Annotated in this window: 25 protein-coding genes and 1 tRNA gene; 12 read left to right on the forward strand and 14 right to left on the reverse strand. The window is 64.3% G+C overall.

All coding sequences use genetic code 11. The annotated features are described in order from the left end of the window. Positions 1–314 precede the first annotated feature (314 nt). Together speB and FIU85_RS01670 are read left to right on the forward strand one after the other, a co-directional pair. Entirely contained in the window at positions 315–1268 is a 954-nt protein-coding gene (gene speB / locus FIU85_RS01665) for an agmatinase (protein ID WP_152495609.1), read from the forward strand. 246 nt (positions 1269–1514) lie between these two features. Next, positions 1515–2885 (forward strand): ammonium transporter, encoded by a 1371-nt coding sequence (locus FIU85_RS01670; protein ID WP_152495610.1) that lies wholly within the window; start codon positions 1515–1517, stop codon positions 2883–2885. A 287-nt stretch (positions 2886–3172) separates the two neighbouring features. Here FIU85_RS01670 and FIU85_RS01675 read toward each other — a convergent pair whose 3' ends face one another. Genes FIU85_RS01675 through rpmH form a run of 4 tightly spaced genes read right to left on the reverse strand, consistent with a single transcriptional unit; the run spans position 3173 to position 4834 of the window. Next, positions 3173–4051, reverse strand: coding sequence for a sulfotransferase domain-containing protein (locus FIU85_RS01675; protein WP_172978771.1), 879 nt, complete (start codon positions 4049–4051; stop codon positions 3173–3175). After that, on the reverse strand, positions 4038–4286 hold the full coding sequence (yidD, locus tag FIU85_RS01680) for a membrane protein insertion efficiency factor YidD (protein WP_152495612.1): 249 nt from the start codon (positions 4284–4286) through the stop codon (positions 4038–4040). Before yidD ends, FIU85_RS01675 begins: the two co-directional genes overlap by 14 nt. Next, positions 4283–4675 (reverse strand): ribonuclease P protein component, encoded by a 393-nt coding sequence (gene rnpA / locus FIU85_RS01685; protein WP_152495613.1) that lies wholly within the window; start codon positions 4673–4675, stop codon positions 4283–4285. The genes yidD and rnpA overlap by 4 nt, the downstream gene beginning before the upstream one ends. 24 nt (positions 4676–4699) lie before the next feature. Further along, positions 4700–4834, reverse strand: a complete 135-nt coding sequence (gene rpmH / locus FIU85_RS01690) for a 50S ribosomal protein L34 (protein WP_005980833.1) — start codon at positions 4832–4834, stop codon at positions 4700–4702. Between the two features lie 281 nt (positions 4835–5115). On the opposite strand from rpmH, the gene FIU85_RS01695 reads away from it, so the two are divergent. From FIU85_RS01695 to FIU85_RS01730, 8 genes are all read left to right on the forward strand, one after another. Continuing rightward, entirely contained in the window at positions 5116–5847 is a 732-nt protein-coding gene (locus FIU85_RS01695) for a TVP38/TMEM64 family protein (protein WP_152492360.1), read from the forward strand. Positions 5848–5850: 3 nt separating this feature from the next. Next, entirely contained in the window at positions 5851–7269 is a 1419-nt protein-coding gene (locus FIU85_RS01700) for an NAD(P)/FAD-dependent oxidoreductase (protein ID WP_152495614.1), read from the forward strand. 25 nt (positions 7270–7294) lie between these two features. Further along, a complete protein-coding gene (locus FIU85_RS01705; RefSeq protein WP_152495615.1) occupies positions 7295–8689 on the forward strand; it encodes a sensor histidine kinase in 1395 nt (464 codons plus the stop codon). Positions 8690–8762: 73 nt separating this feature from the next. Beyond that, positions 8763–8839: transfer RNA gene (locus FIU85_RS01710), tRNA-Arg, on the forward strand. Between the two features lie 122 nt (positions 8840–8961). After that, positions 8962–9420, forward strand: a complete 459-nt coding sequence (locus tag FIU85_RS01715) for a (2Fe-2S)-binding protein (protein ID WP_152495616.1) — start codon at positions 8962–8964, stop codon at positions 9418–9420. A gap of 1 nt (position 9421) precedes the next feature. After that, the gene (locus tag FIU85_RS01720; RefSeq protein WP_152495617.1) at positions 9422–11671 is read left to right on the forward strand and encodes a xanthine dehydrogenase family protein molybdopterin-binding subunit; all 2250 of its coding nucleotides are present in this window, start codon (positions 9422–9424) and stop codon (positions 11669–11671) included. Between the two features lie 62 nt (positions 11672–11733). After that, the gene (locus FIU85_RS01725) at positions 11734–12786 is read left to right on the forward strand and encodes an AbrB family transcriptional regulator (RefSeq protein ID WP_152495618.1); all 1053 of its coding nucleotides are present in this window, start codon (positions 11734–11736) and stop codon (positions 12784–12786) included. A gap of 58 nt (positions 12787–12844) precedes the next feature. Next, positions 12845–13600 (forward strand): SDR family NAD(P)-dependent oxidoreductase, encoded by a 756-nt coding sequence (locus FIU85_RS01730; protein WP_152495619.1) that lies wholly within the window; start codon positions 12845–12847, stop codon positions 13598–13600. 5 nt (positions 13601–13605) lie between these two features. Here FIU85_RS01730 and FIU85_RS01735 read toward each other — a convergent pair whose 3' ends face one another. Genes FIU85_RS01735 through FIU85_RS01745 form a run of 3 tightly spaced genes read right to left on the reverse strand, consistent with a single transcriptional unit; the run spans position 13606 to position 17013 of the window. Continuing rightward, positions 13606–15084 carry a carboxypeptidase M32 gene (locus FIU85_RS01735; protein WP_152495620.1) on the reverse strand — a complete coding sequence of 493 codons (1479 nt, stop codon included), beginning with the start codon at positions 15082–15084 and terminating at the stop codon, positions 13606–13608. Beyond that, positions 15081–16220 (reverse strand): heme A synthase, encoded by a 1140-nt coding sequence (gene ctaA, locus FIU85_RS01740; RefSeq protein WP_152495621.1) that lies wholly within the window; start codon positions 16218–16220, stop codon positions 15081–15083. The genes FIU85_RS01735 and ctaA overlap by 4 nt, the downstream gene beginning before the upstream one ends. A 49-nt stretch (positions 16221–16269) precedes the next feature. Then, positions 16270–17013: an RNA methyltransferase gene (locus FIU85_RS01745; RefSeq protein WP_152492337.1), complete on the reverse strand. Its 744-nt coding sequence runs from the start codon at positions 17011–17013 to the stop codon at positions 16270–16272. A gap of 127 nt (positions 17014–17140) precedes the next feature. Between FIU85_RS01745 and FIU85_RS01750 the strand changes: the two genes are divergently transcribed. Continuing rightward, complete coding sequence (locus tag FIU85_RS01750) at positions 17141–17761, forward strand: thiamine phosphate synthase (protein ID WP_152495622.1); 621 nt, start codon at positions 17141–17143, stop codon at positions 17759–17761. A gap of 20 nt (positions 17762–17781) precedes the next feature. Here FIU85_RS01750 and FIU85_RS01755 read toward each other — a convergent pair whose 3' ends face one another. From FIU85_RS01755 to FIU85_RS01765, 3 genes are all read right to left on the reverse strand, one after another. Then, positions 17782–18615, reverse strand: a complete 834-nt coding sequence (locus FIU85_RS01755; RefSeq protein ID WP_254702975.1) for a 1-acyl-sn-glycerol-3-phosphate acyltransferase — start codon at positions 18613–18615, stop codon at positions 17782–17784. Further along, positions 18612–19379 carry a GNAT family N-acetyltransferase gene (locus tag FIU85_RS01760; protein ID WP_152495623.1) on the reverse strand — a complete coding sequence of 256 codons (768 nt, stop codon included), beginning with the start codon at positions 19377–19379 and terminating at the stop codon, positions 18612–18614. The genes FIU85_RS01755 and FIU85_RS01760 overlap by 4 nt, the downstream gene beginning before the upstream one ends. A 145-nt stretch (positions 19380–19524) precedes the next feature. Then, positions 19525–19707, reverse strand: a complete 183-nt coding sequence (locus FIU85_RS01765) for a DUF3553 domain-containing protein (RefSeq protein ID WP_152492334.1) — start codon at positions 19705–19707, stop codon at positions 19525–19527. Positions 19708–19735: 28 nt separating this feature from the next. On the opposite strand from FIU85_RS01765, the gene FIU85_RS01770 reads away from it, so the two are divergent. After that, on the forward strand, positions 19736–20344 hold the full coding sequence (locus tag FIU85_RS01770) for a histidine phosphotransferase family protein (RefSeq protein WP_254702976.1): 609 nt from the start codon (positions 19736–19738) through the stop codon (positions 20342–20344). Here the strand turns inward: FIU85_RS01770 and FIU85_RS01775 are convergent. The 4 genes from FIU85_RS01775 to FIU85_RS01790 all read right to left on the reverse strand — a co-directional run bounded on the left by FIU85_RS01775 (position 20331) and on the right by FIU85_RS01790 (position 24469). Then, a complete protein-coding gene (locus FIU85_RS01775; RefSeq protein ID WP_152495625.1) occupies positions 20331–21596 on the reverse strand; it encodes a glutamate-5-semialdehyde dehydrogenase in 1266 nt (421 codons plus the stop codon). The two genes, FIU85_RS01770 and FIU85_RS01775, sit on opposite strands and share 14 nt — an antisense overlap. A gap of 42 nt (positions 21597–21638) precedes the next feature. Then, positions 21639–22745 carry a glutamate 5-kinase gene (gene proB, locus FIU85_RS01780; RefSeq protein ID WP_152495626.1) on the reverse strand — a complete coding sequence of 369 codons (1107 nt, stop codon included), beginning with the start codon at positions 22743–22745 and terminating at the stop codon, positions 21639–21641. Then, entirely contained in the window at positions 22733–23770 is a 1038-nt protein-coding gene (gene obgE / locus FIU85_RS01785) for a GTPase ObgE (RefSeq protein ID WP_152492330.1), read from the reverse strand. The genes proB and obgE overlap by 13 nt, the downstream gene beginning before the upstream one ends. A gap of 162 nt (positions 23771–23932) precedes the next feature. After that, complete coding sequence (locus FIU85_RS01790) at positions 23933–24469, reverse strand: GNAT family N-acetyltransferase (protein WP_152495627.1); 537 nt, start codon at positions 24467–24469, stop codon at positions 23933–23935. Positions 24470–24642: the final 173 nt, after the last annotated feature.

The raw sequence follows: 24642 nt of genomic DNA on the forward strand, positions 1-24642 counted from the left end.
CCGCAACTCAGCCCGCGCGGGATCAAGGCGCGGCCCCGCCGCGCCGCCGCGCCATCGCCCGCTGACCGAAAGGCGATTGCACGCAATCGCCGAAAGGGGGGCCGCCAACCGGGCTGGCGATTGGTTGCCGTATGTGCATCGGATTGGAGGTCTTGCGGAGTTGGCTGCCATAAAGTGCTCCGAAGAACCGTTGATCGCCACCCCGCGGTCTGGCGATCGCGCGGCTCTTGGTTCGTCCGAAAACCCACGCGCCACCCCACTTGCCAATACGTCCCGCGCCAAGCTAGCGTCGGCTCAACCAAAGGACACCGCGCATGAGCACACACGGATACGAAAGCGGCCGGCTCGACCTGCCCTTCGTCGGCATCTCCACCTTCGGAAAACGCCCCTATGTCTCGGACTGGGCCCGGATCGACGCCGACGTGGCCATCCTCGGCGCGCCGTTCGATGCCGGCACCCAATGGCGCTCGGGCGCTCGCTTCGGCCCCCGCGGCGTGCGCGAGGCCTCGACGCTCTTCAGCTTCGGCCACGCCGGCGCCTACGATCACGAGGACGATGCCACCTACCTGCCCGGCGAAGTCAGCATCGTCGATATCGGCGACGCCGACATCGTCCACACCGACACGGTGAAATCCCACGCCAATATAGAGACCGGCGTGCGCGCCATCCTCGCCGCGGGCGCCCTGCCCGTCACCATCGGCGGTGACCATTCCATCAACATCCCCTGCATCAACGCCTTTGACGACCAGGGCGACATCCACGTCCTGCAAATCGACGCCCATCTCGATTTCGTTGACGAGCGCCACGGCGTCCGGTTCGGCCACGGCAACCCCATGCGCCGCGCCGCCGAAAAGCCCCACGTGACCGGCCTTACTCAGCTGGGCATCCGCAATGTCAGCTCGACCGCCAAGGAAGGCTATGACGACGCCCGGGCGCGCGGCTCGGATATCCTCTCGGTCCGCCAGGTGCGGGCGCTGGGACCGGAGGCCACCGCCGACCGCATCCCCGCGGGCGCCCGCGTCTATGTCACCATCGACATCGACGCCTTCTGCCCCTCCATCGCGCCCGGCACCGGCACGCCCAGCCATGGCGGGTTCCTCTATTACGACGTGCTCGAGATCCTGCAACAGGTGGCCCGAAACCACGAGATCGTCGGCATCGATCTCGTCGAAGTGGCCCCGGATTACGACCCCACCGGCTCCACCTCGACCCTCGCCGCGCAGGTGCTTCTGAACCTCTTGGGTTTCATCTTTCACGCCCGCAGCTGACGACGCGTCCTTTTGGTACATTTTTGGATCACTCTCCAGCCTTGGCGCGACGCAAACTCGCGCCTGTTTTCCACCTCCAGCCATTTTTTCCTTCACATACGCCATTTTCTGCGCAACATTTAATCAAAACTAAAAACAAAGCGGGACCCGCGCCTTATTCCGGTTCACTTTTGGTTCGCCACTTGCGCACCAATCCCGACCGGCGACGGACGGACCCGAAACCCAACAGTGGAGGACACACCCAAAATGGATCTCGCAGCCATTCAGGCCGACCAGGTCACCCTGAATTCCCTTGTCCAGAACCTCGTCTATCTCTCCGGCACCGTCGGCGCGATCACCGTCGTCGTCGGCCTTCTGATGATCGACGCCGGCACCACCCGGCGCAAAAGCTTGTTCAACTCGACCATCGAAAAGGTCATGGGCTTCTTTCTGGGCTTCACTACCTATTTCGCCATCGGCTTCGGCTTCTGGGCGGCGCAGTATTACATCATCGAAGGCGCCACCATGGGCGACAGCTTGCGCGACTGGTGGCTCTTCGGCGGGATGCTGAACGCCAACGCCTCCACCACCGATCCGGCGACCTTTCCGGGGCTGAACACCTTCCAGATCTTCGTGTTCTTCCTCGCGGTCTTTGCCGGGATCGTGAACATCCTCTTCCACTTCGCGGTGTCCGAACGCATCAAGGCCTCGGCCTATTACGTGCTCTGCGTCGTGGCCGCCGTGGCCTCTTCGATCCTCAGCTTCTACACTTGGGGCTCGGTCGGCCCGCTGACCAATGCGGGCTTTCACGACTTCTTCGGCGTGGGCTTCGTCTATCTTTTCCCCACCGGCATGGCGCTGGCGCTTGTCCCGATGCTGGGTCAACGGCCCGGCATGTTCAATCCGCACCCCCTGGTCTCGGGCTACCACGCGCCCAGCATCGGCTTGGCAGCGGTGGGCCTGCTGACCATCTTCGCGGGCCTGCCGATGGTCATTGTCTCCTGTCTCTTCTTCTTCGACCCCGAGGCGCTGGCGGTCAGCGTCACCATGGCCGACACCAGCGTGGGGCTTGCCGTGAACAACTACGCCATGGCCTGGGCCGGCGGCGCGGTGACGGGCGGCATCCTTGCCTATGCCACGCGCAAATACGCCTACCTGCTGCTCGGACCCCTGGCGGGCTACGTCGCGGGGGCCTGCGGCTTCGACGTCTACCAGCCGGGCGAGATGTTTTTGGTGGCCCTCGGCGCGCCGGTCATCTCCTACATCGTCTATGAATTCACGCTGAAGCGCGAGTTCGACGAGCACAAGCTGCTGCCGCTCTTCCTCGGCGCGGGCAGCTATGGCCTTATCATGGTCGGTATCCTCGAGGCCGGAACCCCGCGCGGCGGCTATTTCGGCATCACCGAAGGCGAATACGCCTTCCAGCACGGCCAGATCGGCCTGACCATGCAGCTGATCGGCATCGTGGTCTGCCTTGGCGCGGGCCTGGTGACCGGCCTCGTCACCGCGCTGATCCTCAAGGTGACGATCGGGTTGCGCAACACCGACGATGAAATGGCCGCCGGTCTCGACGGCCTGCGCTGGGGGCTGGAGCCCGACGTGCCGACGCGCGAGGACACGCCCATCGTCAAGGGCTGACCCGGAACCACACTCACGGTGTCGCGGCGGCGGAGTCCTTCCCGTCGCCGCGATGCGTTTCCGGCTCCCGTCCCGGGCCCGACCCGGGACCTCGTAGGGTGGGTGAAAACCCACCTGCGCATCGGTTAACAATCCGTCACGACCGGCCGCCGCGTTAAACCGTCGAAACGCGAAAATCCGCACCGTCGCGATACCACCCGAATACCGACGCGATACCGACATGCCGTTTCGGACCGAGTCGAAGCGGTTAACCCACCCGTTTCCGCGCCCGGTGCCTCAAGGCCCCGTTAATCTTCTAACGCCGTCAGCACGTCCTCATAGCTCTCCAGCCCATGCGCCGTGCCCATGGTCTCGCGCCATTTGGCGGCATAGGCCTCGTGCATCGCCGGGCTGACCTGCGCCCGCCCGGCGCCGGCGCGCCCGCTCACCACCTTGCTGGCCTCACCGCCCGGCGGCAGGCCACAGGCCGCGTCGCGCGCCTGACGCACAAGGTGATCGTCGAACTGCCGCCCATGCGCCGTCATGAAATCTAGCGTCGCCTGCGCCTGCGCCACGGCGCGTGTCCGCTCATCGGATATTCCCATGAAATCCGCCACTTGCGCGACACTCTTCACCAGATCTTGCTTCATGTGCTCATAGGCCAGCAGCAGCACGTCGTCGCGGTCGCGCACGCCCCACCATGACGACGCATGGCTCCAGTAATCCTCGCGGCCCATGCGATCCAGGTAGTACTCCGCGAAATCCTCCAGCGAAATCGCCCCGCGCTCGAAGGTCCAGCCGTCGAAAAAGCGGTAAAGCGACACCATCGCATCCACCGGGTCGCGCAGCACGACGATATAGCGCCCGCCTTCGGGAATCACCCCCCATGGCAGGTGGCTCTTGAAGAGCTTCGGACGGTAGGCTTGCGGGTCGTTAACGTTCCGCCCCATATCGTGGGCCAGTTCCAGCCACGGCACAATTTCGGTTATCTCGTCGAAAGCCATGTCGCCGCCGGACCGCAGGCCGTGGGCGATCTGGCTGACCCAGGTGGTGCCGCACTTGCTGTAGGGCGAAATGAAGATGTCGGTGCGATCGGGTCGGTAGGCCAGCCCAGTCTCGACGCCATGCTCCGTGGCGAACCGCCCCAGCGCCGCGGTCATCTGCGCCAGTGTCTCAGGGCGCTTCATCGCGCGCCTCCCCGCTGCCCGGCACCGGGTCATAGCCACAGCCGCCCCAGGGGTTGCACCGTGCGATCCGGCGCGCGGCCAGCCACCCACCCTTCAGGCCCCCGTGGGTGCGCAGGGCGTCGAGCGCGTACTGGCTGCATGTCGGTTGATAGCGGCAGTTGAACCCCACCCAGGGGCTGAAGATCAGCCGGTATCCCTTGACCGGCAGGGCCAGGATATGCGCCAGCGGACTCATCCGTGCACCGTGGCCAGCGCCCGCCGCAGATCCTCGCACAGGCCTTGGAAATCGCGGTCCACCGTGGTCCCGGCGCGCCCGATCAGCACATAGTCATGCCCGGGTTTTCCGTTTGCCGTCAGCACCTTGCGCGCCACTTCGCGCAAGCGCCGCTTGGCCCGGTTACGGGTGACGGCATTGCCCACCTTCTTGGAACAGGTGTACCCCACCCGGATCTTGCCGCTGTCGTCCCGCCGGTCCCGCATTTGCAGCACCAGGCCCTTCATCGCCTGCCTGCGCCCCTTGGCGGCGGCCAGAAAATCGGGGCGTTTCTTGAGGACGTCCAGACAAACGGAAACCGCCGGGGGCGTGTTCCCCGTGTCATCCACGAGGGCCTCCGGCGGTGTCATGTCCGTACGGATCCTGGCTGGCGCTTACGCGCTCAGCGACTTGCGGCCACGCGCGCGACGCGCGTTCAGGATCTTGCGGCCGGCCTTGGTGGCCATGCGCGCGCGGAAACCGTGGCGCCGCTTGCGGACCAGGTTCGAGGGTTGATACGTGCGTTTCATCGCTCGGCTCTCCGGTGTTCTTGGCCTCGCTCAGGAATCGCGAAAGCCGGAATTCGTATTGAAGCCCGGTCTATAGGGGCCTGCGGGACCCAAGTCAAACATCCGATTGGCTTTTGCAACAAAAACCCTGCCCCGATGGCCGGCTTTGTTACAAAGCCCCCCGAATCCCGACATAAACGCCCCGAACCGTTCACCCCGCATCACCCCCGCGTGAAGCGTCTGGCGCGGCGCCCGAGGATCGCGCATCTAGGGAAGGACAGTCAATCGTACCGGACCCCGACATGGCCACTGCCGACGACACCAGGCGCCCCGCCTATATCCGCCACGCGCCCCTGGTCGTGATCCTGATCGCCGCCGTCGTGGGGTATTTCACGCTGGGCGACTACCTGACATTCGACACGCTGGCCGAAAATCGCGAGGCATTGCTGGCCTTTCGCGACGAAAACCACATCCTTCTCGCAGGGATATTCATCGCCGTCTACGTAAGCATCGTGGCCTTCTCGCTGCCGGGTGCAGCGGTCGCATCGGTGACCGGCGGATTTCTCTTCGGCCTCGCGCTTGGCACCGTCTTCAACGTCACAGCCGCCGTGATCGGCGCCTCGGCCATCTTCATGGCCGCACGGTGGGGCCTTGGCCGCACGCTCGCCGCCAAGATGGACGCCTCCGAAGGCACGCTGAAGAAGATCAAGACCGGCCTGCATGAACATGAAATCAGTGTCCTTTTGCTGATGCGTCTCGTGCCCGTGGTGCCGTTCTTCGTGGCCAACCTGCTGCCCGCGCTGGTCGGGGTGCGCTTCGTCAATTTCCTCTGGACGACCGCAATCGGCATCATCCCCGGCGCCATCGTCTTCACCTGGATCGGCGTCGGCCTCGGCGAGGTCTTCGACCGCGGCGAACGCCCTGACCTGTCGCTTCTGTGGGAGCCGCAGGTGATCGGCCCCATTCTCGGGCTTTGCGTGCTGGCAGCACTACCTATCGTGATCAAGACCGTGCGCGGCAAGAAGGACATCTAGGCCATGGCCGACATCAAGACTGACATCCTCGTCATCGGGGCCGGGTCCGGCGGCCTCTCCGTCGCCTCGGGCGCGGCACAGATGGGCGCCGACGTGGTCCTCCTGGAAGGCCACGAAATGGGCGGTGACTGCCTCAACTTCGGCTGCGTGCCCTCCAAAGCCCTCATCGCCTCGGCCAAGGCCGCCCATGGCCAAGCACACGCCGCCCCTTACGGCGTCGCCGATGTCGCGCCCAAGGTGGACTACGCCGCCGCCAAGGACCACGTTCGGGACGTGATCGCCACCATCGCCCCGCATGACAGCCAGGAGCGGTTCGAAGGGCTTGGCGTCAAGGTCATCCGCGACTACGGCCAGTTCATCTCGCCCACCGAGGTCAAGGCCGGCGACACCGTCATCCGCGCCCGGCGCATCGTCATCGCCACCGGCTCCTCGCCTTTCGTGCCGCCCATTCCGGGGCTGGAGGACGTCCCATACGAGACCAACGAAACCCTGTTCAACCTGCGCGACAAGCCCGATCACCTGCTGGTCATCGGCGGCGGCCCTATCGGCATGGAAATGGCGCAGGCGCATCTGCGGCTGGGCTGCAAGGTCACCGTGATCGAAGGTGACAAGGCGCTTGGCAAGGACGATCCCGAAGCGGCGGCACTGGTGCTGGACCACTTGCGCGACGAAGGGCTGAAAATTGTCGAGGGCGCGACCGCGGCACACGTGCGTGGCAGCGCCGGTGCGATCGAGGTCGAAACCAAGGACGGGCAGGTTTTTAAGGGCTCGCATTTGCTGATGGCCGTGGGCCGCAAGCCGAATATCGACAGCCTGAACCTCGACGTGGCTGGCATCAAGACCACCAAAGCGGGCATCAAGGTCGATGCAAAGCTGAAGACCAGCAATTTAAAAATCTACGCCATCGGCGACGTCGCCGGTGGCCTGCAATTCACCCATGTCGCGGGGTATCACGCGGGTATCGTCATCCGCTCCGGCGTGCTGGGCCTGCCCGCAAAGGCGAGCACGGCTCATCTGCCCTGGACCACCTATACCGACCCGGAACTGGCGCAGGTCGGCCTGACCGAGGCGCAGGCGCGCAAGGAACATGGCTCGAAGCTTGAGGTCGTGCGGGCCGAGTATGACGGTAACGACCGGGCCATCGCCACGCGTAAAACCACGGGCTTCGTCAAGGTCATGGTCGTGGGCGGCCGCCCTGTCGGCGCCACCATCGTCGGCGCCCAGGCGGGCGAGCTAATACACACTTGGGCCTTGGCCCTCGCCAACAACTTGAAAATGAAGCATATCAGCGCCATGGTTGCGCCTTACCCCACGTTGGGGGAACTCAACAAACGGGTGGCGGGGGCGTACTTCACGCCACGGCTGTTCGAAAGCGACGGGGTCAAGCGGATCGTGCGGCTGGTGCAGCGCTGGCTGCCCTGAGGGACAAGGCGACGGAACGGCAAAGATGGGGTTTCTGAAATCACTCTCGGGACGGTTCCTGATCCTGACCGTGGTATTCGTCATGCTGGCCGAGGTCCTGATCTTTTTCCCGTCCATCGCCCGGTTCCGCGAAGATTTCCTGATGGACCGGCTGGAACGTGCCCAGATCGCGTCCCTGGCACTGTTGGCCAGCGACGAGATCTCGAACGAGCTGCAGGAAGAACTGCTGCAGAATGCCGGCGTCTTCAACGTGGTGCTGCGTCGTGACGAGGCGCGTCAGCTGATGCTGTCGGCGCCCATGCCCTCGCCCATCGTGAACACCTTCGATCTGCGCGATGCCACACCTCTGGAACTGATCGGGGACGCCGTGACCCGGCTCGCCACGCCTGAACCCGAGATGATCCGGGTGATCGGTGATCCGTCGCAGATGGGCGGTCTTCTGATCGAAGTCACCCTGCTGACGGACGAGTTGCGCGCCGCAATGCTGGATTACGGCCTGCGTATCCTGTTCCTGTCGGCGATGATCTCGGTCGTGACCGCCGCCCTGCTTTATTTTGCCGTGCGCGGCTTCCTGGTGCGGCCCATCGCCAGCGTCGCGCGGCACATGACCCGCTATGCCGAAGCCCCCGAGGACGCGAACCGGGTGATCACGCCCCGGTCCACCACCACCGAGATTCGCCAGGCCGAAGAGGCGCTGCACAAGCTTCAGACCCAGCTGACATCGTCCCTGCGCCAGCGCGAACGCCTCGCCCAGTTGGGCGGCGCGGTGGCTAAGGTCAGCCACGACCTGCGCAACATCCTGACCTCGGCACAACTTTTCACCGACCGGATCGAAATGAGCGAGGACCCGGCGGTCAAGCGCATGGCGCCCAAGCTGGTCAACTCCATCGCGCGCGCCGTGCACCTGTGCGAATCCACGCTGGCCTATGGCAAGGCCGAGGAACAGCCGCCCACCCTGGGCCGGTTCGCGCTGATCGACGTGGTGTCGGACGTCATCGAAAGCGAGCGTCTGGCCGTGGGCGACGCCGATATCAGCTTTGCCGAGGACGTGCCGACGGCGCTTGTCGTGCGCGCGGACCACGAACAGCTCTACCGCGTGATCGCCAACCTCGTGCGCAATGCCCGGCAGGCCATCGTCAACAGCGGCAAGCCCGGAGAGATCGCCATTTCAGGTCAGGAAACCGGCGACGCATGGCTGATCCATGTCTCCGACACCGGCCCGGGCCTGCCGGCAAAGGCGCGGGAACATCTGTTTCAGCCCTTCCATGGCGGAGCGACCAAGGGCGGCACCGGGCTGGGTCTGTCGATCGCCGCCGAGTTGATCCGCGGTCACGGCGGCACGCTGGACCTTGAACGGACCGACGACAGCGGCACGGTGTTTCGAATTTCGTTGCCCCGCGGCGGCCTGAAACTGGACTGACGGATTTTCCTCGGATTTTCCGCGCCGGCCCCCTTGCATTGCTCGGCGCTTGGGTCTAGATGCTCGTCCTCACGGACCGATAGCTCAGCTGGATAGAGTACCTGACTACGAATCAGGGGGTCGGGGGTTCGAATCCTCCTCGGTCCGCCACTTCCCCCCTCTAGGACATCCTGCGTTAAGCGCCTGTCAGCGCCCATGTCACGTGGCGTCGCCCTCGACATCCGACCGCATGAGTATACCCTTGCCATGATGTGTTCGGCAAAGAGGTCGCCATGAAACTGACCGTAGACGGCACGGTGCACGATATCGACGTCGCCGAGGATATGCCGCTGCTCTGGGTGCTGCGCGACCTGCTGGGCAAGACCGGCGTGAAATATGGCTGCGGGATCGCCCAATGCGGTGCGTGCACTGTTCATATTGATGGCGAGGCCGTGCGATCCTGCCAGGTTCCGGCGCAGGATGTCTGGGGTGCTGTCACCACGATCCATGGGCTTGGCACTCCCGAGTCGCCCCACCCGGTCCAGCAAGCCTGGATCGAGACGCAGGTGGCGCAATGCGGATACTGTCAATCCGGCCAAATCATGCAGGCCGCGGCACTGCTGTCGGAAATGCCCGACCCGAGCGATGAGGAGATCGACGACGCCCTGTCCGGCAATCTTTGCCGCTGCGGCACCTATCCGCGCATTCGCGCCGCCGTCAGGGTCGCAGCTGCAAAGCTGAAGGGCGCCTAGGATGAGCCGGGCCGGAAAAATAGCGCGCCGAAGCTTCCTTGTCGGGGCCGTGGCGGCCGCGGGGGGCGTGGCCTTTGGCGTCTGGCGCTACAGAACGCCCTACGCCAATCCGCTTCTGGCTGGTCTCAACGATGGCGAGGCGGCACTGACGCCATACGTGCTGATCCGTCCGGACGGGATCACCCTGATCACACCCCGCGCCGACAAGGGCCAGGGCGCCTACCAGGTGCAGGCCATGCTGCTGGCCGAGGAACTGGACGTCAGGCCGGATCAGGTCTCGGTCGATCCCGGCCCGCCTGACGTGGCCTATTGGAACCGGGCGCTGGCCGAGGAAACCGCGGCCTTCCTCGTTCCAGGGGACGGCCTCGCACAAGACGCGGCCGAGACGGTCGTCTCCGCCGCATCCAAGTTCCTGGGTTTGCAGATCACCGGCGGCTCCACCACCACCCCCGACGGGTTCGACAAGCTGCGGGCCGCAGGCGCCTCCGCGCGTGAAACGCTCAAGGCTGCCGCCGCCGGGGCGACAGGCCATGCGGCCGATACGCTGTCGACAAGGGATGGTGCGGTGCTGTTGCCGGACGGATCGACGCTGGCCTATACGGACCTTGCCGCGCAGTTGGCCGAAATCGAGCCCGTCACGGACGTCGCGTTGCGCCAGCCCTCCGAATGGCGGCTGATCGGTCATGCGACGCCGCGGCTGGACATGGTGGCGAAATCGACGGGAACGCAGGGATACGGGATAGATGTCGAACTGCCCGGCATGGTTCATGCCACGGTCGTTCTGAACCCCGCGCAGAATGGGGCCCTGGGCAGTTACGACACCGGCGAAGCCTTCAAGATTCCCGGCGTTCAGTCGGTGGTCGAGATCACCGGCGGGCTGGGCGTTGTCGCCGACACCACATGGACCGCCTTCAAGGGCGCGCGTGCTCTGGCCGTAAGCTGGCCAGACGGCCCGGTGCCGCCGAACATGGACGATCACTGGCAAGCCTTGTCGGACAGTTTCGACGAGGACGCCCTGGACAGCCGCAAACGCGATGACGGAGACGTCGATGCAGCGATTGCCGCGCGCGCTGGCAACGTGATCGAGGCCGAGTACCGTGCGCCCTACCTTGCCCACGCGCCGCTGGAGCCCGTCAATGCGACCGTTCGCGTCGACGAGGATTCGGTCGAGATATGGACAGGGACGCAGATACCGCGCTTCGTTCTGGCCAATGTGGCGCGGATCACTGGCGTTGCGGAAGAGAACATAACTCTCAACGTGCAGATGATCGGCGGAAGTTTCGGCCACCGGCTCGAAGATACAGTGGTCAGGCACGCCACCGAGATCGCGATGGAGATGAGGGGCACCCCGGTCAAGCTGACCTATTCGCGAGAGGAAGACATGACCCATGACTTCCCGCGCCAGATCGCGATGGGCAGAATGCGCGGCACCGTGCGCGACGGCCGCGTCGAGGCGTTCGAACTTGGCATCGCCATGCCCTCGGTCATCCTGTCCCAGATGGCACGGCAGGGCCAAAGCGTGCCCGGCCCCGACAGCCAGATCGTGGCCGGGGCGTTCGAGCAGCCTTTCGCCCTGCCCCATCAACGCGTGACGGGCTACCGTGCTCCGCTCTTGGCACCGATCAGTTCCTGGCGGTCGGTCGGTGCCTCCACGAACGGGTTTTTCTACAATGCGGGGCTGGACGAGCTGATCCATGCCGCAGGCGCCGACCCGCTGGAAGAACGGCTTCGGCTTTGTAACGATCCGCTGGCCCGCGCAGTGCTGGAGGCCGTGGGAGAGATGAGCGACTGGACAGGCCCCAATCTCGGCGATGGCGTGGGACGGGGCGTGGCCTTCACCAAGTCCTTCGGCGTGCCTTGCGCCGAGGTGGTCGAGGTCGAAACGACGCAATCCGGCCTGCGGATCCGCCGCGCCTGGGTCGCTGCCGAAGTGGGCACGGTGGTCGATCCGCTGAATTTCGAGAACCAGGTCGCCGGCGGTGTCATATTCGGACTGGGCCACGCGATGAATTGTGAAATCACCTACGCCGACGGCCGCGCCGAACAGCAGAATTTCGACAGCTTCCAGGCGATGCGCCTGTACCAGACGCCCCGGATCGAGGTGCGCGGCCTGGAAAACGGCGACAGAGTGCGCGGCGTCGGCGAACCGCCGGTACCACCCGCCGCCCCGGCCCTGGCGGCGGCCATTTTCGCAGCCACCGGCACGCGCCTGCGGGAAATGCCGTTCAGCAAGTTCGTCGATTTCGCGTGACGCATAAGCGGCGAATGTGACGACGCCTTGCCGTTCCCCGCAGAGGGTGGTTCAAGGGGCTCATGCACTCCCTGCTGACCACGTTCATCCTGCTTGCGCTGGCCTGTGTCGCGGCATTCGCGGCACGGGCCATGGGGTTTCCGCTGCCCTTCATGATCGGCCCACTGGCGCTGTCCGGGGCTGTCGCGACCATGTTTTCCACGCGCTTGCCAACGGGTTATCGGTTTCCACCGCAGCTCCGGCTGGTGTTCATCTCGATCATCGGTCTGATGATCGGGGCGCAGGTGACGCCGGACCTTTTCGGCGAGGCGTCGCGCCTGGCGATCAGCTTTCTGGCACTGACGCTGTTCGTGGTCGTGGCTCATGCCTACGGATATGCCATCCTGCGGTTCATCGGAGGATATGATCGCCCCACCGCCTTTTACGGCTCGGCCCCCGGAGGTCTGTTCGAGTCGATCGCCCTGGGCGAGGAAGCTGGCGCTGACCCCGCCCGCCTGACCTTGCAACAGTTTCTGCGAATCATCTCCGTGGTCACGCTGTTACCGATCGGCCTGTCGCTCTGGGTCGGGCACCCGGTGGGCAGTTCTTCGGGCGTCACGCTGGCCCGGGGCGACGTGCCGTGGCAAGCGTTTCCCTATATTGCCGTCGCCGGCGGGACGGGTCTTGCCCTTGGCCAGTTGCTTCGATTGCCGGCCAAGCAATTGACCGGGCCTCTTGCGGTGGCGGCGCTCTTGTCGCTGACCGGGCTGTACCATGTCGATGTGCCGCAATGGCTGGTGAACGTGGCGCAGATCGTTGTCGGAACAGCCCTTGGCATGCGATTTTCGGGATTGTCCGGCGGGCTGGTCCTGCGCGGGATGGGGCTGACGATATTGTGCGTCGGCGGGATGATGGGGCTCGCGATCATCTTCGCGCTGGCCCTGATGCAAGCGCTTGACCAGCCTTTCGATGTCTTGCTGATCAGCTTTGCCCCGGGAGGTGTCACCGAGATGTCCCTCGTGGCGCTCAGCCTGTCGGCCAATCCGGCTTTCGTGACGCTGCACCACATCTTTCGTATCCTGATCACCGTCGTGAGCCTGGGACTGAGCGCCAGCTTCCTGCGCCGCAAGCTTTGACAGCGCGGGTGTTCTGGATTATCTGAACGGCTGTTCATTTCAAAGTTCCGGAGGCCCCATGCAGATCACTGAAACCGCCGCGATCATCACCGGAGGCGCCTCGGGCCTGGGCGAAGCGACGGCACGGCATTTTCGCGCGCTTGGCGCCCAAGTGACGCTGCTGGATCGCGACGCTGATCGCGGTGCGGCGGTGGCAGCCGAAATCGGCGCGGCTTTCGCAGAGACGGACGTGACAGATGAAGCGTCGGTCAAGGCGGCGATTTCCACGGCCAAGCGCGAGATGGGGCGCATCACCGCCGCCGTCAATTGCGCCGGCATCGCCACCGGGGAAAAGACGCTGGGCCGCGAGGGTCCGCACAGCCTGGACGGATTCCGCCGGACGATCGACATCAACCTGATCGGAACCTTCAACGTGGCCCGGTTGGCCGCCGAGGAAATCGAGCAGAACGCTGCGACCCCGGACGGCACGCGCGGCGTGATCATCAACACCGCGTCGATCGCCGCCTACGAAGGCCAGAAGGGCCAGACCGCCTATGCCGCCTCGAAAGGCGGGATCGTGGGCTTGTCGGTCCCCATGGCGCGGGACCTGAGCCGCGCCGGTATCCGGGTGATGGCAATTGCCCCGGGCATATTCGCCACGCCCATGCTGAAGGGACTGCCGCAGGACGTGCAGGACGGGCTGGCGCAGGATGTCACCTTTCCCAAGCGGCTGGGCGACCCGGACGAATACGCGTCGCTGGCGCGCTTCATCGTCGAATGCGATTATCTCAACGGCGAGGTCATCCGGCTGGACGGCGCGTTGCGGATGCAGTGAGGGTATCAGCCGCCTGCAAGCGCACCGAACTTGGTTTCCAGATAGCTCATCAGGGGCGCGGCAGACGGGGCGGCACCACAGGCGCGCGTGATGACGTCCTTCGGCTCGAATCGGCCCCCATGCCGCTGAACCCGCTCTTGCAGCCAACCCGTTGCCGTAGACAGGTCCCCAACGGACAATTGATCGTCCAGATCGGGGACATCCCGGCGCAGCGCCTCGTGCAGGCAACCGGCATAGACATTGCCCAGGCTGTAGGTCGGGAAATATCCGAAGAGGCCCACGGACCAATGGACATCCTGCAACACGCCATGTGAGGAGCGGTCCACGTCATACCCGAAATCGCTTTTGAAACGGTCGTTCCAGGCCGCCTCGAGGTCCTCGACCTGAAGGTCATCTGAAAACAGTGCCCGCTCGAGATCAAACCTCAGCATGATATGAAGGTTGTATTGAACCTCGTCGGCCTCGGTCCGGATATAGCCGCGATGGACGCGGTTCACGAGCGCATAGAACGCGTCCTCGTCCGCCACGCCGAAGTCTCCGAAGACGTCGCGCATCCGTCCGTAAAGATACCCGCAGAAGGCACGGCTACGGCCCAGCTGGTTCTCGTAAATCCGGCTTTGGCTTTCATGCACGCCCATCGACACGCCCTGCCCCGCCGGGGTCAGCAGGAAGGTCTCGTCGATGCCCTGTTCGTAACAGGCGTGGCCGACCTCGTGGATCGTGGAATAAATGCAGTTGAACGGATCGTCCTCTACGGTGCGGGTGGTGATGCGGACGTCGTCGCCCGAGCCGCTGGAAAATGGATGCACCGCGCGGTCGATACGCCCGCGCGTCAGGTCGTAGCCGAACGTGCGGGCCAATTCCTGACCGAGAACCATCTGTTTATCCATGTCGAACCTGGCCGACAGGGGCGCCACGGGGGGTGCGGTCAAGGCACGTTCCCGTAGCGCGACCAGCCCGGGCCGCATCTCGTCGAAGATTCGCGCGAATTCGGCCGCCTTGCCGTTAGGCTCGAAATCATCGACCAGCGCGTCATAGAGATCGCCGCCCTCTGCCAGTGCAGAAGCCTCTTCGCGCCGCAGTTTGACCACCTCGGCCAGCGTGGGCAGGAATGCGGCCACGTCGTCATTGGCGCGCGCCTCGGCCCAGATGCCCTGGGATCGGCTGGTCAGTCGCGCGAGGGCCGTGGCGAGTTCGGACGGCACCTTGACCGCGCGATCGTAGCTGCGTCGGATCAAGCGCAGCTGCGCGGCGCCGTCCTCGTCAGGCGCGACGGCCTGTTCCAGCCACTCGCCAACCTGCGGGTTTGTCCGCCGCGCGTGCAGGACGCTTTCCATCGCACCGCTTTCCTCGGCCCGCTGTCCTGCGGCCCCGCGCGGCATGACGGTTTCCTGGTCCCAGCCCAGCCGCCCGGCGATGCGGGCTAGCGCCTGGGTTTCACGCTCATAGGCCATGAGCGAGTCGTATGCGGTCGGCAAGCTCATCCGCGCACCGATCGCACGACGGGGTACTGGCTGAGGAAGCGTGCTCTGAGGATAAGAACCCACAAAATCACGGCGAGAACCTGGTGCGTGATCGCCAGTTGCCAGGGCGCGATGTAGAGGACGGTCATGATCCCCAGAACGACCTGCAGGACCAGCGCGAGAAACGCGAAATTGAACGCCCCGCGCGTCAGGGCATGGGCGGAGCGGCGCCCTCGTAACCAGACCACGAGACCGAAGGCCAGCAGCAGGTAGCCGGTCATGCGATGCATGAACTGGACCAGGCCGGGGTTCTCGAAGAAGTTCCTGATCCCAAGCTCGGGCATCCAGAAATCGACCGGCAGGAAGCCGCCCGCCATAAGCGGCCAGTCGGTAAAGGTGCGGCCCGCGTCAATTCCCGCAACAAGGGCACCGATCAGGATCTGAAGAAAGGCGAAATGCAACCAGCCGGTGGACAGGCCGAACAGCTTGCCTTCGCGGCTGCGCCGGGCCTGCATCAGTTCACGCTCTTCGCGGCCAAGGCACATCACGTACCATGCAATGAAGCCCAGGATCACGAAGGCCAGCCCAAGATGCACGGCCAACCGATAGCTGGCCACGTCAAGCATCTCGCCCGTCAGGCCCGAACTGACCATCCACCAGCCGATCGCACCCTGAAGCCCGCCAAGCCCGCCCAATAGCAGCAAGCGGCCCGCCCAGCCGGGCGGGATTTTTCGCGTGACCAGGAACACCAGGAAACCCAACGCCCAGACGAGTCCGATCACGCGGCCCAGTTGCCGGTGCCCCCATTCCCACCAATAGATCGTCTTGAACTCGGACAGGCTCATGCCCTTGTTCTGAAGCTGATATTCGGGGATCGCGCGGTACTTTTCGAACTCGGCCTCCCATGTGGCGGCGTCCATGGGGGGCAACGCGCCGGTGACGGGTTTCCATTCGGTGATCGACAGACCGCTGTCGGTCAGGCGTGTCAGCCCGCCCACGGCGATCATCACCACGACCAGTGCGAAGAGCAGCATCAGCCACAGCCGCACCGCGCCCCGCGCCCCGCGGCGACCTGCGTCTATCATGCCGCCTCGCGGCGTCTCCCGCGGGACATCGGCGTCGGACACCTCTTGGAAAATGCTGCGTTTTTCGCTCATGCTCCGCCCCCTTCAGATGGCGCGAAAGTAATCCGCGCCGCGCCGCGCTTCAACCGCGCTCCTTCCATCGCACCATTTGCCGCAGCACCCCGTGAAGCATCTGCACATCCGCGCGCGTCAGGGCCATACGGCTCCACATGTTGCGCAGATTGATCTTCATACCGCGGGCCTTGGCCTCGGGAAAGAAAAAGCCTGCGTCCTCGAGGCGTTCTTCATAATGCGACGAGAGGGCCTCGATCTCCTGCTGGTTGGCCCATTCGGTGCCGGCCATGTCCACGCGCGTAGCCTCGACCGCCTCCGAGGCGCGACGCCACTCGTACCCGCACAGCAAAACGCATTGCGCCAGGTTCAAGCTGGGAAAGTCCGGATTCACCGGCACGCTGATGATCGCATTTGCCCGCGCCACGTCCTCGTTTTCCAGCCCCGCGCGCTCTGGCCCGAAGAGGACCGACACACGCTCGCCGCGCGACAGGCGGCGGGCGGCCTCTTGCATCGCGCCTTCCGGGCTGAGGACGGGTTTCGTCAGGCCGCGTACGCGCGCCGTCGTGGCCATCACGAAGGTGTCTTCCTCGACCGCGGCCGCGAGGTCGGGGACCAGCCGCGCCTCGTCCAGCAAACGTCCCGCGCCGCTGGCCATTGCCACGGCTTTCTGGTTGGGCCAGCCATCGCGCGGGGCGACGACCACCATCCGGTCAAGACCGAAGTTCCACATTGCACGGGCCGCGGCCCCGATATTCTCGCCCATCTGCGGGCGCACCAACACGAAACGCGGCTGCATCTTGTCGTCCCTCATCCAGACCCTCCACAGGCCCTGCCATAGTCGACGCGGTGACCACGGAAAAGCGTAAACCGGCGCAATCGCGACCCGTAGACGCTTGTTCGAATCCCGGTTATAGGGGCAAAAACAGGACGACAAGACCATGGCCGAGCCCGAGCAGCCCCAGATTTACCTGATCACCCCGCCAGAAATCGAACTGGCGCGATTTCCGCAGGCCCTGGGGCGGGTTCTGGACGACCACGAGATCGCCTGTGTCCGCCTTGCACTTTCAACGCATGACGAGACGGCGCTGTGCCGTGCGGCCGATGCCTGCCGCGAGGTGGCCCACGCCCGCGACGTGGCCATCGTGATCGACACGCATTTCGTTCTGGCTGATCGTCTGGGACTTGATGGTGTTCACCTGACAGACGGTGCGCGCACCGTACGCAAGGCGCGCAAGGAACTGGGGCCTGATGCCATCGTGGGCGCTTTTTGCGCCACGTCACGGCACGAGGGCATGAGCGCGGCCGAAGCCGGCGCCGACTATGTCAGTTTCGGGCCGGCGGGTGTGTCCGCCCTGGGCGACGGGTCGCAGGCGGAGCCGGAGCTTTACGAATGGTGGTCGCAGATGATCGAGGTGCCTGTCGTCGCGGAGGGCGCGTTGGACAAGGCCACCATGGCGCATCTTACCAGCATGACGGACTTTTTCGGTATTAGCGAGGAAATCTGGCGCGAAGATGATCCCAGTGCCGCGCTGGCCAATCTGATCGCAGCCGGGGCTTGACCTGGATCAGGGGGCTGCAGTCATCCGGGCAAAGCGCTTTCCGGGGGCATGGCACTTCTGACCCGAGCCTCCAGGGCCTGGGCCAGTTTCTTGCGGTCGGGAAAATCGCTGATCCTGAGCGGCTCGTGATAGATCACCCGCACGCCGCCTTGGGGAAAGCGCGACAGGATTTGCACCATGTGCGGACCGAGATCCATGTCCCCCCACCAGCCGTAGAAGCGCGGCTCCTCGACGCCATCGGGAGCGATATAGACGACGGTGACAGGTTGAATGCGCATCCCGGTTTCCAGATCCGCAAACGCTGCAAACAGGCTGGATTTGAAAGGCAGCACGCGCATTCCGTCAGTCGAGGTGCCTTCCGGGAAGAACAAAAGTTTGCGCCCCGCGTCCAACTCGGCCTTCAATTGGTTACGTTGGGTATCGGCCTGCCGCGGGTTGCGATTGATGAACACGGTGCCGACCAGTCGGGCCAGAAAGCCGATACCGGGCCAGCCTGCAACTTCCGCCTTGGACACAAAAGTGATCGCCTGACCCGCCCCGAGCGCGAAGATATCCATCCAGGACGCGTGGTTGGCCACGACCGCCCCGTGATCGCGCATCGGCTGGCCTTCGCGAAGATAGCGCAGGCCTATGATCCGCAACCCGGCCCAGATCGCCCAGCGTTGCAACCAGGCGGTCAAGGGACGGCGCCGGTCGAAGAAATAGGGCTCAATCAAGCGCAGGATCAGCACTACAAAGACGCCAGGCACGATGATCGCGGCCAGAACGATCAGACGGAGCGCGAGGATCAGCCAGCCAATCGGGTGGACCTTCGCCATCTTCGCAGGCTGTCGCGATTCCCAGGTCGGGCTCACAGGTCGGCTCCTTTCGAATAGATCGCCTTCTGCCGTGCGTTGAGCCGCCCGGTATCCATCACGAGGCACACGTCGGTTGTATTGAAGGTTTCGTCGATGAAAGCGCCGTCACCCACGAAACCGCCCAGTCTGAGATAGGCCTTGATCAGCGCGGGCACCTGCAGCATCGCCGCGCGCCGGTCGATCTGCTCTGCGGGCACGAGGTCCAGCGGTTGGTAGTGTTCCGCCACGGTGCGGACCCGCAGGGCCTCGGGCGCGAGATGCCTGTGATGCAGAAGCGAAAGCGGCTGTGCGAGTTTTGCCGGATCGGTGCCGTGAAAGCTGGCGACGCCGAACAGGATCTCGATGTCATGCTCGGCCACGTACCGCGCGAGCCCGTTCCACAGATGGTACATGGCGGCGCCGCCGCGATACCCTTCCGCCAGGCAGGAGCGGCCAAGCTCCATGATACGCCGCCCTGATCGCTTGAGAACCGAAAGGTCGTATTCATCCTCGGAGTAGAATTGACCGGCCTTGTCTGCCTGGTCGTCGCGCAGGACGCGATAAACCCCCACGATCTTCCCGCCACGGGAATCGTCGGACAACAGAAGGTGGTCGAAATGCGGGTCGAAACGATCGCGCTCCAGCTTCGCTTCGTGATCCACGAGAGGACCGTCACCGCCAAGTTCGGAGACGAAAACATCGTATCTCAGGCGTTGTGCCGCCTGCAGATCGGCCTCGTCCCGGGCCAGCCTTACGGTGAACTGCACATCGCGAGTATACATCAGGGTCCTGCTCAGAATGGCTGCGCGGGTTTTAAGGTGTTTCCGCCCCGGGCTGCAACCACAACAGACCGTTGGCGGCTCTTGCCTGCCGAGCCACGCGGACTTGCGATGTTCCCAAGACGTGTTAACGTTCCAGTAACCAAGATCATGGTTCAGTGATGGGCAGCAACTCAATGCGGGAGCCGTCGATAACAACCTTACCTACATCCTGGAAGTTCACGGTGATCTTGCCACCGATATTCGATTGGACTTGTCCGGTTCCCCAATCCGGCTGATCGGGGTGGACGACAAGCATACCGGGTTCGAGGATGCTGTTCAGATCGGACATCGGTGGACTCCGCGGGAAAGGATACGACTTGGTCAGTGATACCAACGCCATCGCCGCATTGATAGGCTCTCGGATCTGCCACGACCTCATCAGTCCGATCGGCGCTGTCAGCAACGGCATCGAACTGCTTGAACTGTCCGGGGCCGCCGCATCGCCCGAATTGGCGCTGGTTGTTGACAGCGTGGCCCATGCCAATGCCCGCATCCGGTTTTTCCGCCTGGCCTTCGGTGTCGCCAGTCCGGATCAGGACACCGGCGCCGAGGAGGTCAATTCGATTCTTCACGACCTCCACGCGGATGAGCGCACGGTGATCGACGCGTTTCCACCCGGTCATTATCCGCGGCGCGAAGTCAGGGCGGTATTGCTTGCCCTGCTCTGTGCCGAACAGGCGGTGCCCTACGGCGGTCGGATCACGATGACGCTTTCGGACGAAGGCTGGCTCGTGCGGGCGACGGCGGAACGGATGAACTCCGATCCGGAGTTGTGGGACCTGTTGAACGGCACGCAGGGCACGGCATTGCCGGCGCCCGCTCATGTCCAGTTCCTGATCCTTCCGGCGGCGGCCTGGGATGCGCGGCTCGACTGCTCTGCCAACCTGACCGACGAGGCGGCCGAGGTCCGGCTCAGGCGCGCGTAACCCCGTCGCCTTCAACCAGATATTTGAAGCTGGTCAGTTGCGTGGCGCCAACGGGGCCGCGGGCGTGCATCTTTCCGGTTGCGATGCCGATCTCCGCGCCCATGCCGAATTCTCCACCGTCGGCGAACTGCGTCGACGCATTGCGCATGAGAATCGCGCTGTCCAGTTCGGCAAAGAAGCGCTCCGCCGCGGCATCGTCTTCCGTGATGATGCAATCCGTATGCTGGGACCCATATTTCCTTATGTGTTCAATGGCTTCCGACACGTCTTTCACCTGTTTTGCGGCCATGACCATCGCCAGAAACTCGAATCCCCAATCCGTATCGGTGGCCGGAACGGTGCCCGAAACCGATTGCAGCGCGGGATCTGCACGCACTTCCACCCCCTTTTCGAGAAGTGCCCGGATGACACCCTGTCCGATCGTGTTGGCGGCCTCTTCGTGGACCAGCAGACACTCTGCCGCGCCGCAGATGCCCGTGCGGCGGGTCTTGGCGTTCATCACGACGCGCAGCGCCTTTTCCGGGTCGGCGTCCTTGTCGATGTAGATATGCACGATGCCCTCGAGATGGGCAAAGACGGGAACCCGTGCCTCGCGCTGCACGAGGCCGACCAGTCCCTTGCCGCCGCGCGGTACGATCACGTCGATCGTGCCGGTCATCGTCAGCATGGCCTGGACGGCAGCCCGGTCACGGGTGGGCACAAGCTGGATGGCGTCCTCGGGCAGGTTGGCCTCTTTGAGCCCTTCGACGAGGCAACGGTGCAGCGCGCCCGAGGAATGAAAACTCTCCGAGCCGCCACGCAAGATCACCGCATTGCCGGATTTGAGACATAAGGCGCCCGCGTCCGCCGTCACATTGGGACGGCTTTCGTAGATCACGCCGATCACGCCCAAAGGCGTGCGGACCCGGCGAATATGGAGGCCGTTGGGACGATCCCATTCCTCGATCACCTCGCCCACGGGGTCTTGTTGCGCGGCGACGGCCCTCAGCCCATCGCAAATCGCCCCGATGCGGGTTTCGTCGAGCATAAGCCGGTCCATCATGGCATCCGAAAGACCTTTTTCCGCGCCGAATGCGAGGTCCTTGGCATTCGCCTCGAGGATATCTGCGCGATTGTCCCAGACCGCTTGCGCCGCCGAGGTCAGCGCAAGCGCTTTCGCCTCTGGCGACGCCGTTGCCAGCACCACCGCCGCCGCCTTGGCGCGCTGGCCGATCTCTTCCATCACAGCCGGAATGTTCTCGAGGTCTTTCATCGCTTCACCTGTTCGTTCGTACCGAAACTATCAGCACGCCTGTCATATGGCCATATCGTCCCGATGTATGAGCGGCCCACGGGCAGGATAACCCAGCACCTCCTCGATCTGGTCCGAGCGCAGCCGCTTGATCCGCGCAGCATCCGAGGCGTCGTAGCGCGTCAACCCCTGCCCTAGTACGGCGCCGGTTTCGTCCGCGACCTCGACCGCGTCGCCCCGACCGAACCGCCCGGTCACATCTGCGACACCGGCCACCAAAAGGCTGGAGCCCGCGCGCAGCGCGTTGACCGCGCCCGCATCGACGATCAGCCGGCCCTTCGGTTTCATGGCGGCGATCCATTGTTTGCGCTTTTGCTGCGGGTCGCCCTGCGCGGCGAACCACGTTGCCGGCGCGCCATTTTCCAGGGCACTGATCGGGTGCAGCACCGACCCTTCTGTAATCGCCATGTCGCATCCGGCCGCCGTGGCGGTCCGGGCGGCCAGCAGCTTGGTCTTCATGCCGCCCTTCGACAGGCCCGACCCTGCAGCGCCCGCCATCGCCTCGATCTCGGGCGTGATATGCGAGATCAGGTCGAAGCGTTTTGCACTCGGATCGACCCTGGGATTTGCGGAGTAGAACCCGTCCACGTCGCTGAGCAGGATCAACTGGTCCGCACCGGCGGTCACCGCGATCTGGGCCGCCATGCGATCGTTGTCGCCATAGCGGATTTCATCGGTCGCGACCGTGTCGTTCTCGTTTACGATCGGCACCACACCAAGGGACAGTAGCTGTTCCAGCGTTGCCCGGGAATTGAGATAGCGCCGCCTGTCGGTGCTGTCTTCCAGCGTGACCAGGACCTGAGCCGCGATGATATCGTGCTTGGCCAAGACCTCGGTATAGGCCGTGGCAAGCTGGATCTGGCCGACGGCGGCAGCGGCCTGGGATTGCTCCAGCGACAGATCGGCGGCGGGCAGTTTCAGCACGCCCCGGCCAAGAGCGATAGACCCCGAGGACACCAGTATCACGTCGGTGCCCCGATTTCGCAGGCGCGCCACATCCTCGGCCAGCGCGATCAGCCAGTCGTGCCGCAGCTTGCCGCTGTCACGGTCGACAAGCAATGCAGAGCCGATCTTGACGACAAGCCGCTTCGCGTCGGCTACGGTTGCCACGGGGCGTCCTCGTCGTCACCCGACCGCTCGCGCAACCGGCCCTCGTCGATATAGGCCCGCAGCACGCGCAGCACGTCCGTTACCCCTTCGCGTGAGACGCCGGACATCAGCAGAACGCGCGATCCGGTCAGGGCCTCTAGCTCTTCCTTCAGGAAATCACGTTCTTCGTCGTCCAAAGTGTCTATCTTGTTCAGCACGGTGACGCGCGGCTTTTCGGCCAAACCACCGCCATAGGCCTCAAGCTCGTTTACGATGGTGCGGTAGTCGTCGAGAAGCGTGCCGGACGATCCGTCAACCAGATGCAAGAGGACGGCACAGCGTTCCACGTGACCCAGGAAGAGATCGCCCAGCCCCCGCCCCTCGGATGCGCCGTCGATCAGGCCGGGAATGTCCGCGACCACGAACTCGGTATTGTCGACGCCGACGACACCGAGATTGGGGTGCAGCGTGGTGAAGGGATAATCGGCAACCTTGGGCCGCGCGTTGGACGTAGCCGCCAGGAACGTCGATTTGCCCGCGTTGGGCAAACCGACGAGGCCCACATCCGCGATCAGCTTGAGGCGTAGCCAGATGGTACGCTCGACACCCTCTTGCCCAGGATTGGAGCGGCGCGGCGCCTGGTTCGTCGACGTCTTGAACCGCAGGTTGCCCCATCCGCCATTGCCGCCCTTGGCAAGGCAGACACGCTCGCCCACCTCGGTCAGGTCGGCGATCACCGTCTCCTGATCCTCGTCGAGGATCTCGGTGCCCACGGGCACGCGCAGCAAGATGTCGTCGCCGTCCGCGCCGGTGCGCTGCTTGCCCATCCCCGGCTTGCCATTGTCGGCGAAGAAATGCTGCTGGTAGCGAAAATCGATGAGGGTGTTCAACCCGTCCACGGCTTCGACCCAGACCGAGCCACCGCCGCCGCCATCGCCCCCGTCGGGACCGCCGTATTCGATATACTTCTCGCGCCGGAAGCTGATGCATCCGTTGCCGCCGCTGCCCGAGCGGATGTAAACCTTGGCGAGATCGAGAAACTTCATGTCATGCCCCAGATGGCGTCAGGACCCGTGCGTAGTGCGAAATTCGATCCGGCTCAAGACTGCGGGCGCAGGAACGTGCGGCTTGAGCTTGCGCCAAAGCTTGGCGCTCGGCCCTGTGAACCGACTCACACGCCCGACGTGAACAAGGACCATGCCAACCATTCATACGGTCCGACTGTAGGTCCAGGTGGGCACCGTCGCCTTGCGCGCAACCGAAAAGCTTTCGGCATCGCCCAGATAGCGGAACCCACAATTCGTCAGGACACGGGCCGAGGACGCGTTGTCCTGAAAGACACTCGCGAAGATCGTGCTGGACTCCTGGGGATTGGCGTCGAGCAGTGCCATCACTGCCGCGCTTGCGAGGCCGCTGTTCCAGTAGGCGGGAGCGATCCAGTACCCGATCTCGGACTGGCTGCGGTCCATGCGAGTGAGGCCGATAAGGCCCATGACTTCGCCCCCGCCGATGCGCGTGCCATCCAGAACCCAGACATCCTCGGGATGCTCCGGGTCCATCACGCGGGCGATGAACGCCTCGGCTGTACCGGGGGGTATCGGATGCGGAATGGAGGACGTGAACCGCGCCACGCGCTCGTCCCCGGCATAAAGTCCCACAAGACCCGAATCCGATGCACGGATCGGACGAAGGTCAAAGCGTTCCGTTGCGATCAGCGTCTCGGGAACAAGCTCTTCGATTTTCATGTGCTGTCTCCTCCGAAAAGCACCATCACGTCCCAGACCAAGGTTGCGTCGACAAAGCCGCGCACCATCCCAAGTGCAGCCTGCCTTGCCAAGCGGATCGGCATCGTCCGGCCTCCTCCATTTGTCCGGAACGGATGCAATCACGGCCTGGCACATTGAAAAAGGGGACCGGC

It is taken from the genome of Roseovarius sp. THAF8, assembly GCF_009363735.1.
In the GTDB taxonomy this organism is placed as follows: Bacteria; Pseudomonadota; Alphaproteobacteria; order Rhodobacterales; family Rhodobacteraceae; genus Roseovarius.

Excerpts from the sequence above, each read along its gene's own strand:
- speB (WP_152495609.1), top strand. The coding sequence starts at position 315 with ATGAGCACACACGGATACGAAAGCGGCCGGCTCGACCTGCCCTTCGTC.
- FIU85_RS01670 (WP_152495610.1), top strand. The coding sequence starts at position 1,515 with ATGGATCTCGCAGCCATTCAGGCCGACCAGGTCACCCTGAATTCCCTT.
- FIU85_RS01675 (WP_172978771.1), bottom strand. The coding sequence starts at position 4,051 with ATGAAGCGCCCTGAGACACTGGCGCAGATGACCGCGGCGCTGGGGCGG.
- yidD (WP_152495612.1), bottom strand. The coding sequence starts at position 4,286 with ATGAGTCCGCTGGCGCATATCCTGGCCCTGCCGGTCAAGGGATACCGG.
- rnpA (WP_152495613.1), bottom strand. The coding sequence starts at position 4,675 with ATGACACCGCCGGAGGCCCTCGTGGATGACACGGGGAACACGCCCCCG.
- rpmH (WP_005980833.1), bottom strand. The coding sequence starts at position 4,834 with ATGAAACGCACGTATCAACCCTCGAACCTGGTCCGCAAGCGGCGCCAC.
- FIU85_RS01695 (WP_152492360.1), top strand. The coding sequence starts at position 5,116 with ATGGCCACTGCCGACGACACCAGGCGCCCCGCCTATATCCGCCACGCG.
- FIU85_RS01700 (WP_152495614.1), top strand. The coding sequence starts at position 5,851 with ATGGCCGACATCAAGACTGACATCCTCGTCATCGGGGCCGGGTCCGGC.
- FIU85_RS01705 (WP_152495615.1), top strand. The coding sequence starts at position 7,295 with ATGGGGTTTCTGAAATCACTCTCGGGACGGTTCCTGATCCTGACCGTG.
- FIU85_RS01715 (WP_152495616.1), top strand. The coding sequence starts at position 8,962 with ATGAAACTGACCGTAGACGGCACGGTGCACGATATCGACGTCGCCGAG.
- FIU85_RS01720 (WP_152495617.1), top strand. The coding sequence starts at position 9,422 with ATGAGCCGGGCCGGAAAAATAGCGCGCCGAAGCTTCCTTGTCGGGGCC.
- FIU85_RS01725 (WP_152495618.1), top strand. The coding sequence starts at position 11,734 with ATGCACTCCCTGCTGACCACGTTCATCCTGCTTGCGCTGGCCTGTGTC.
- FIU85_RS01730 (WP_152495619.1), top strand. The coding sequence starts at position 12,845 with ATGCAGATCACTGAAACCGCCGCGATCATCACCGGAGGCGCCTCGGGC.
- FIU85_RS01735 (WP_152495620.1), bottom strand. The coding sequence starts at position 15,084 with ATGAGCTTGCCGACCGCATACGACTCGCTCATGGCCTATGAGCGTGAA.
- ctaA (WP_152495621.1), bottom strand. The coding sequence starts at position 16,220 with ATGAGCGAAAAACGCAGCATTTTCCAAGAGGTGTCCGACGCCGATGTC.
- FIU85_RS01745 (WP_152492337.1), bottom strand. The coding sequence starts at position 17,013 with ATGAGGGACGACAAGATGCAGCCGCGTTTCGTGTTGGTGCGCCCGCAG.
- FIU85_RS01750 (WP_152495622.1), top strand. The coding sequence starts at position 17,141 with ATGGCCGAGCCCGAGCAGCCCCAGATTTACCTGATCACCCCGCCAGAA.
- FIU85_RS01760 (WP_152495623.1), bottom strand. The coding sequence starts at position 19,379 with ATGTATACTCGCGATGTGCAGTTCACCGTAAGGCTGGCCCGGGACGAG.
- FIU85_RS01765 (WP_152492334.1), bottom strand. The coding sequence starts at position 19,707 with ATGTCCGATCTGAACAGCATCCTCGAACCCGGTATGCTTGTCGTCCAC.
- FIU85_RS01775 (WP_152495625.1), bottom strand. The coding sequence starts at position 21,596 with ATGAAAGACCTCGAGAACATTCCGGCTGTGATGGAAGAGATCGGCCAG.
- obgE (WP_152492330.1), bottom strand. The coding sequence starts at position 23,770 with ATGAAGTTTCTCGATCTCGCCAAGGTTTACATCCGCTCGGGCAGCGGC.
- FIU85_RS01790 (WP_152495627.1), bottom strand. The coding sequence starts at position 24,469 with ATGAAAATCGAAGAGCTTGTTCCCGAGACGCTGATCGCAACGGAACGC.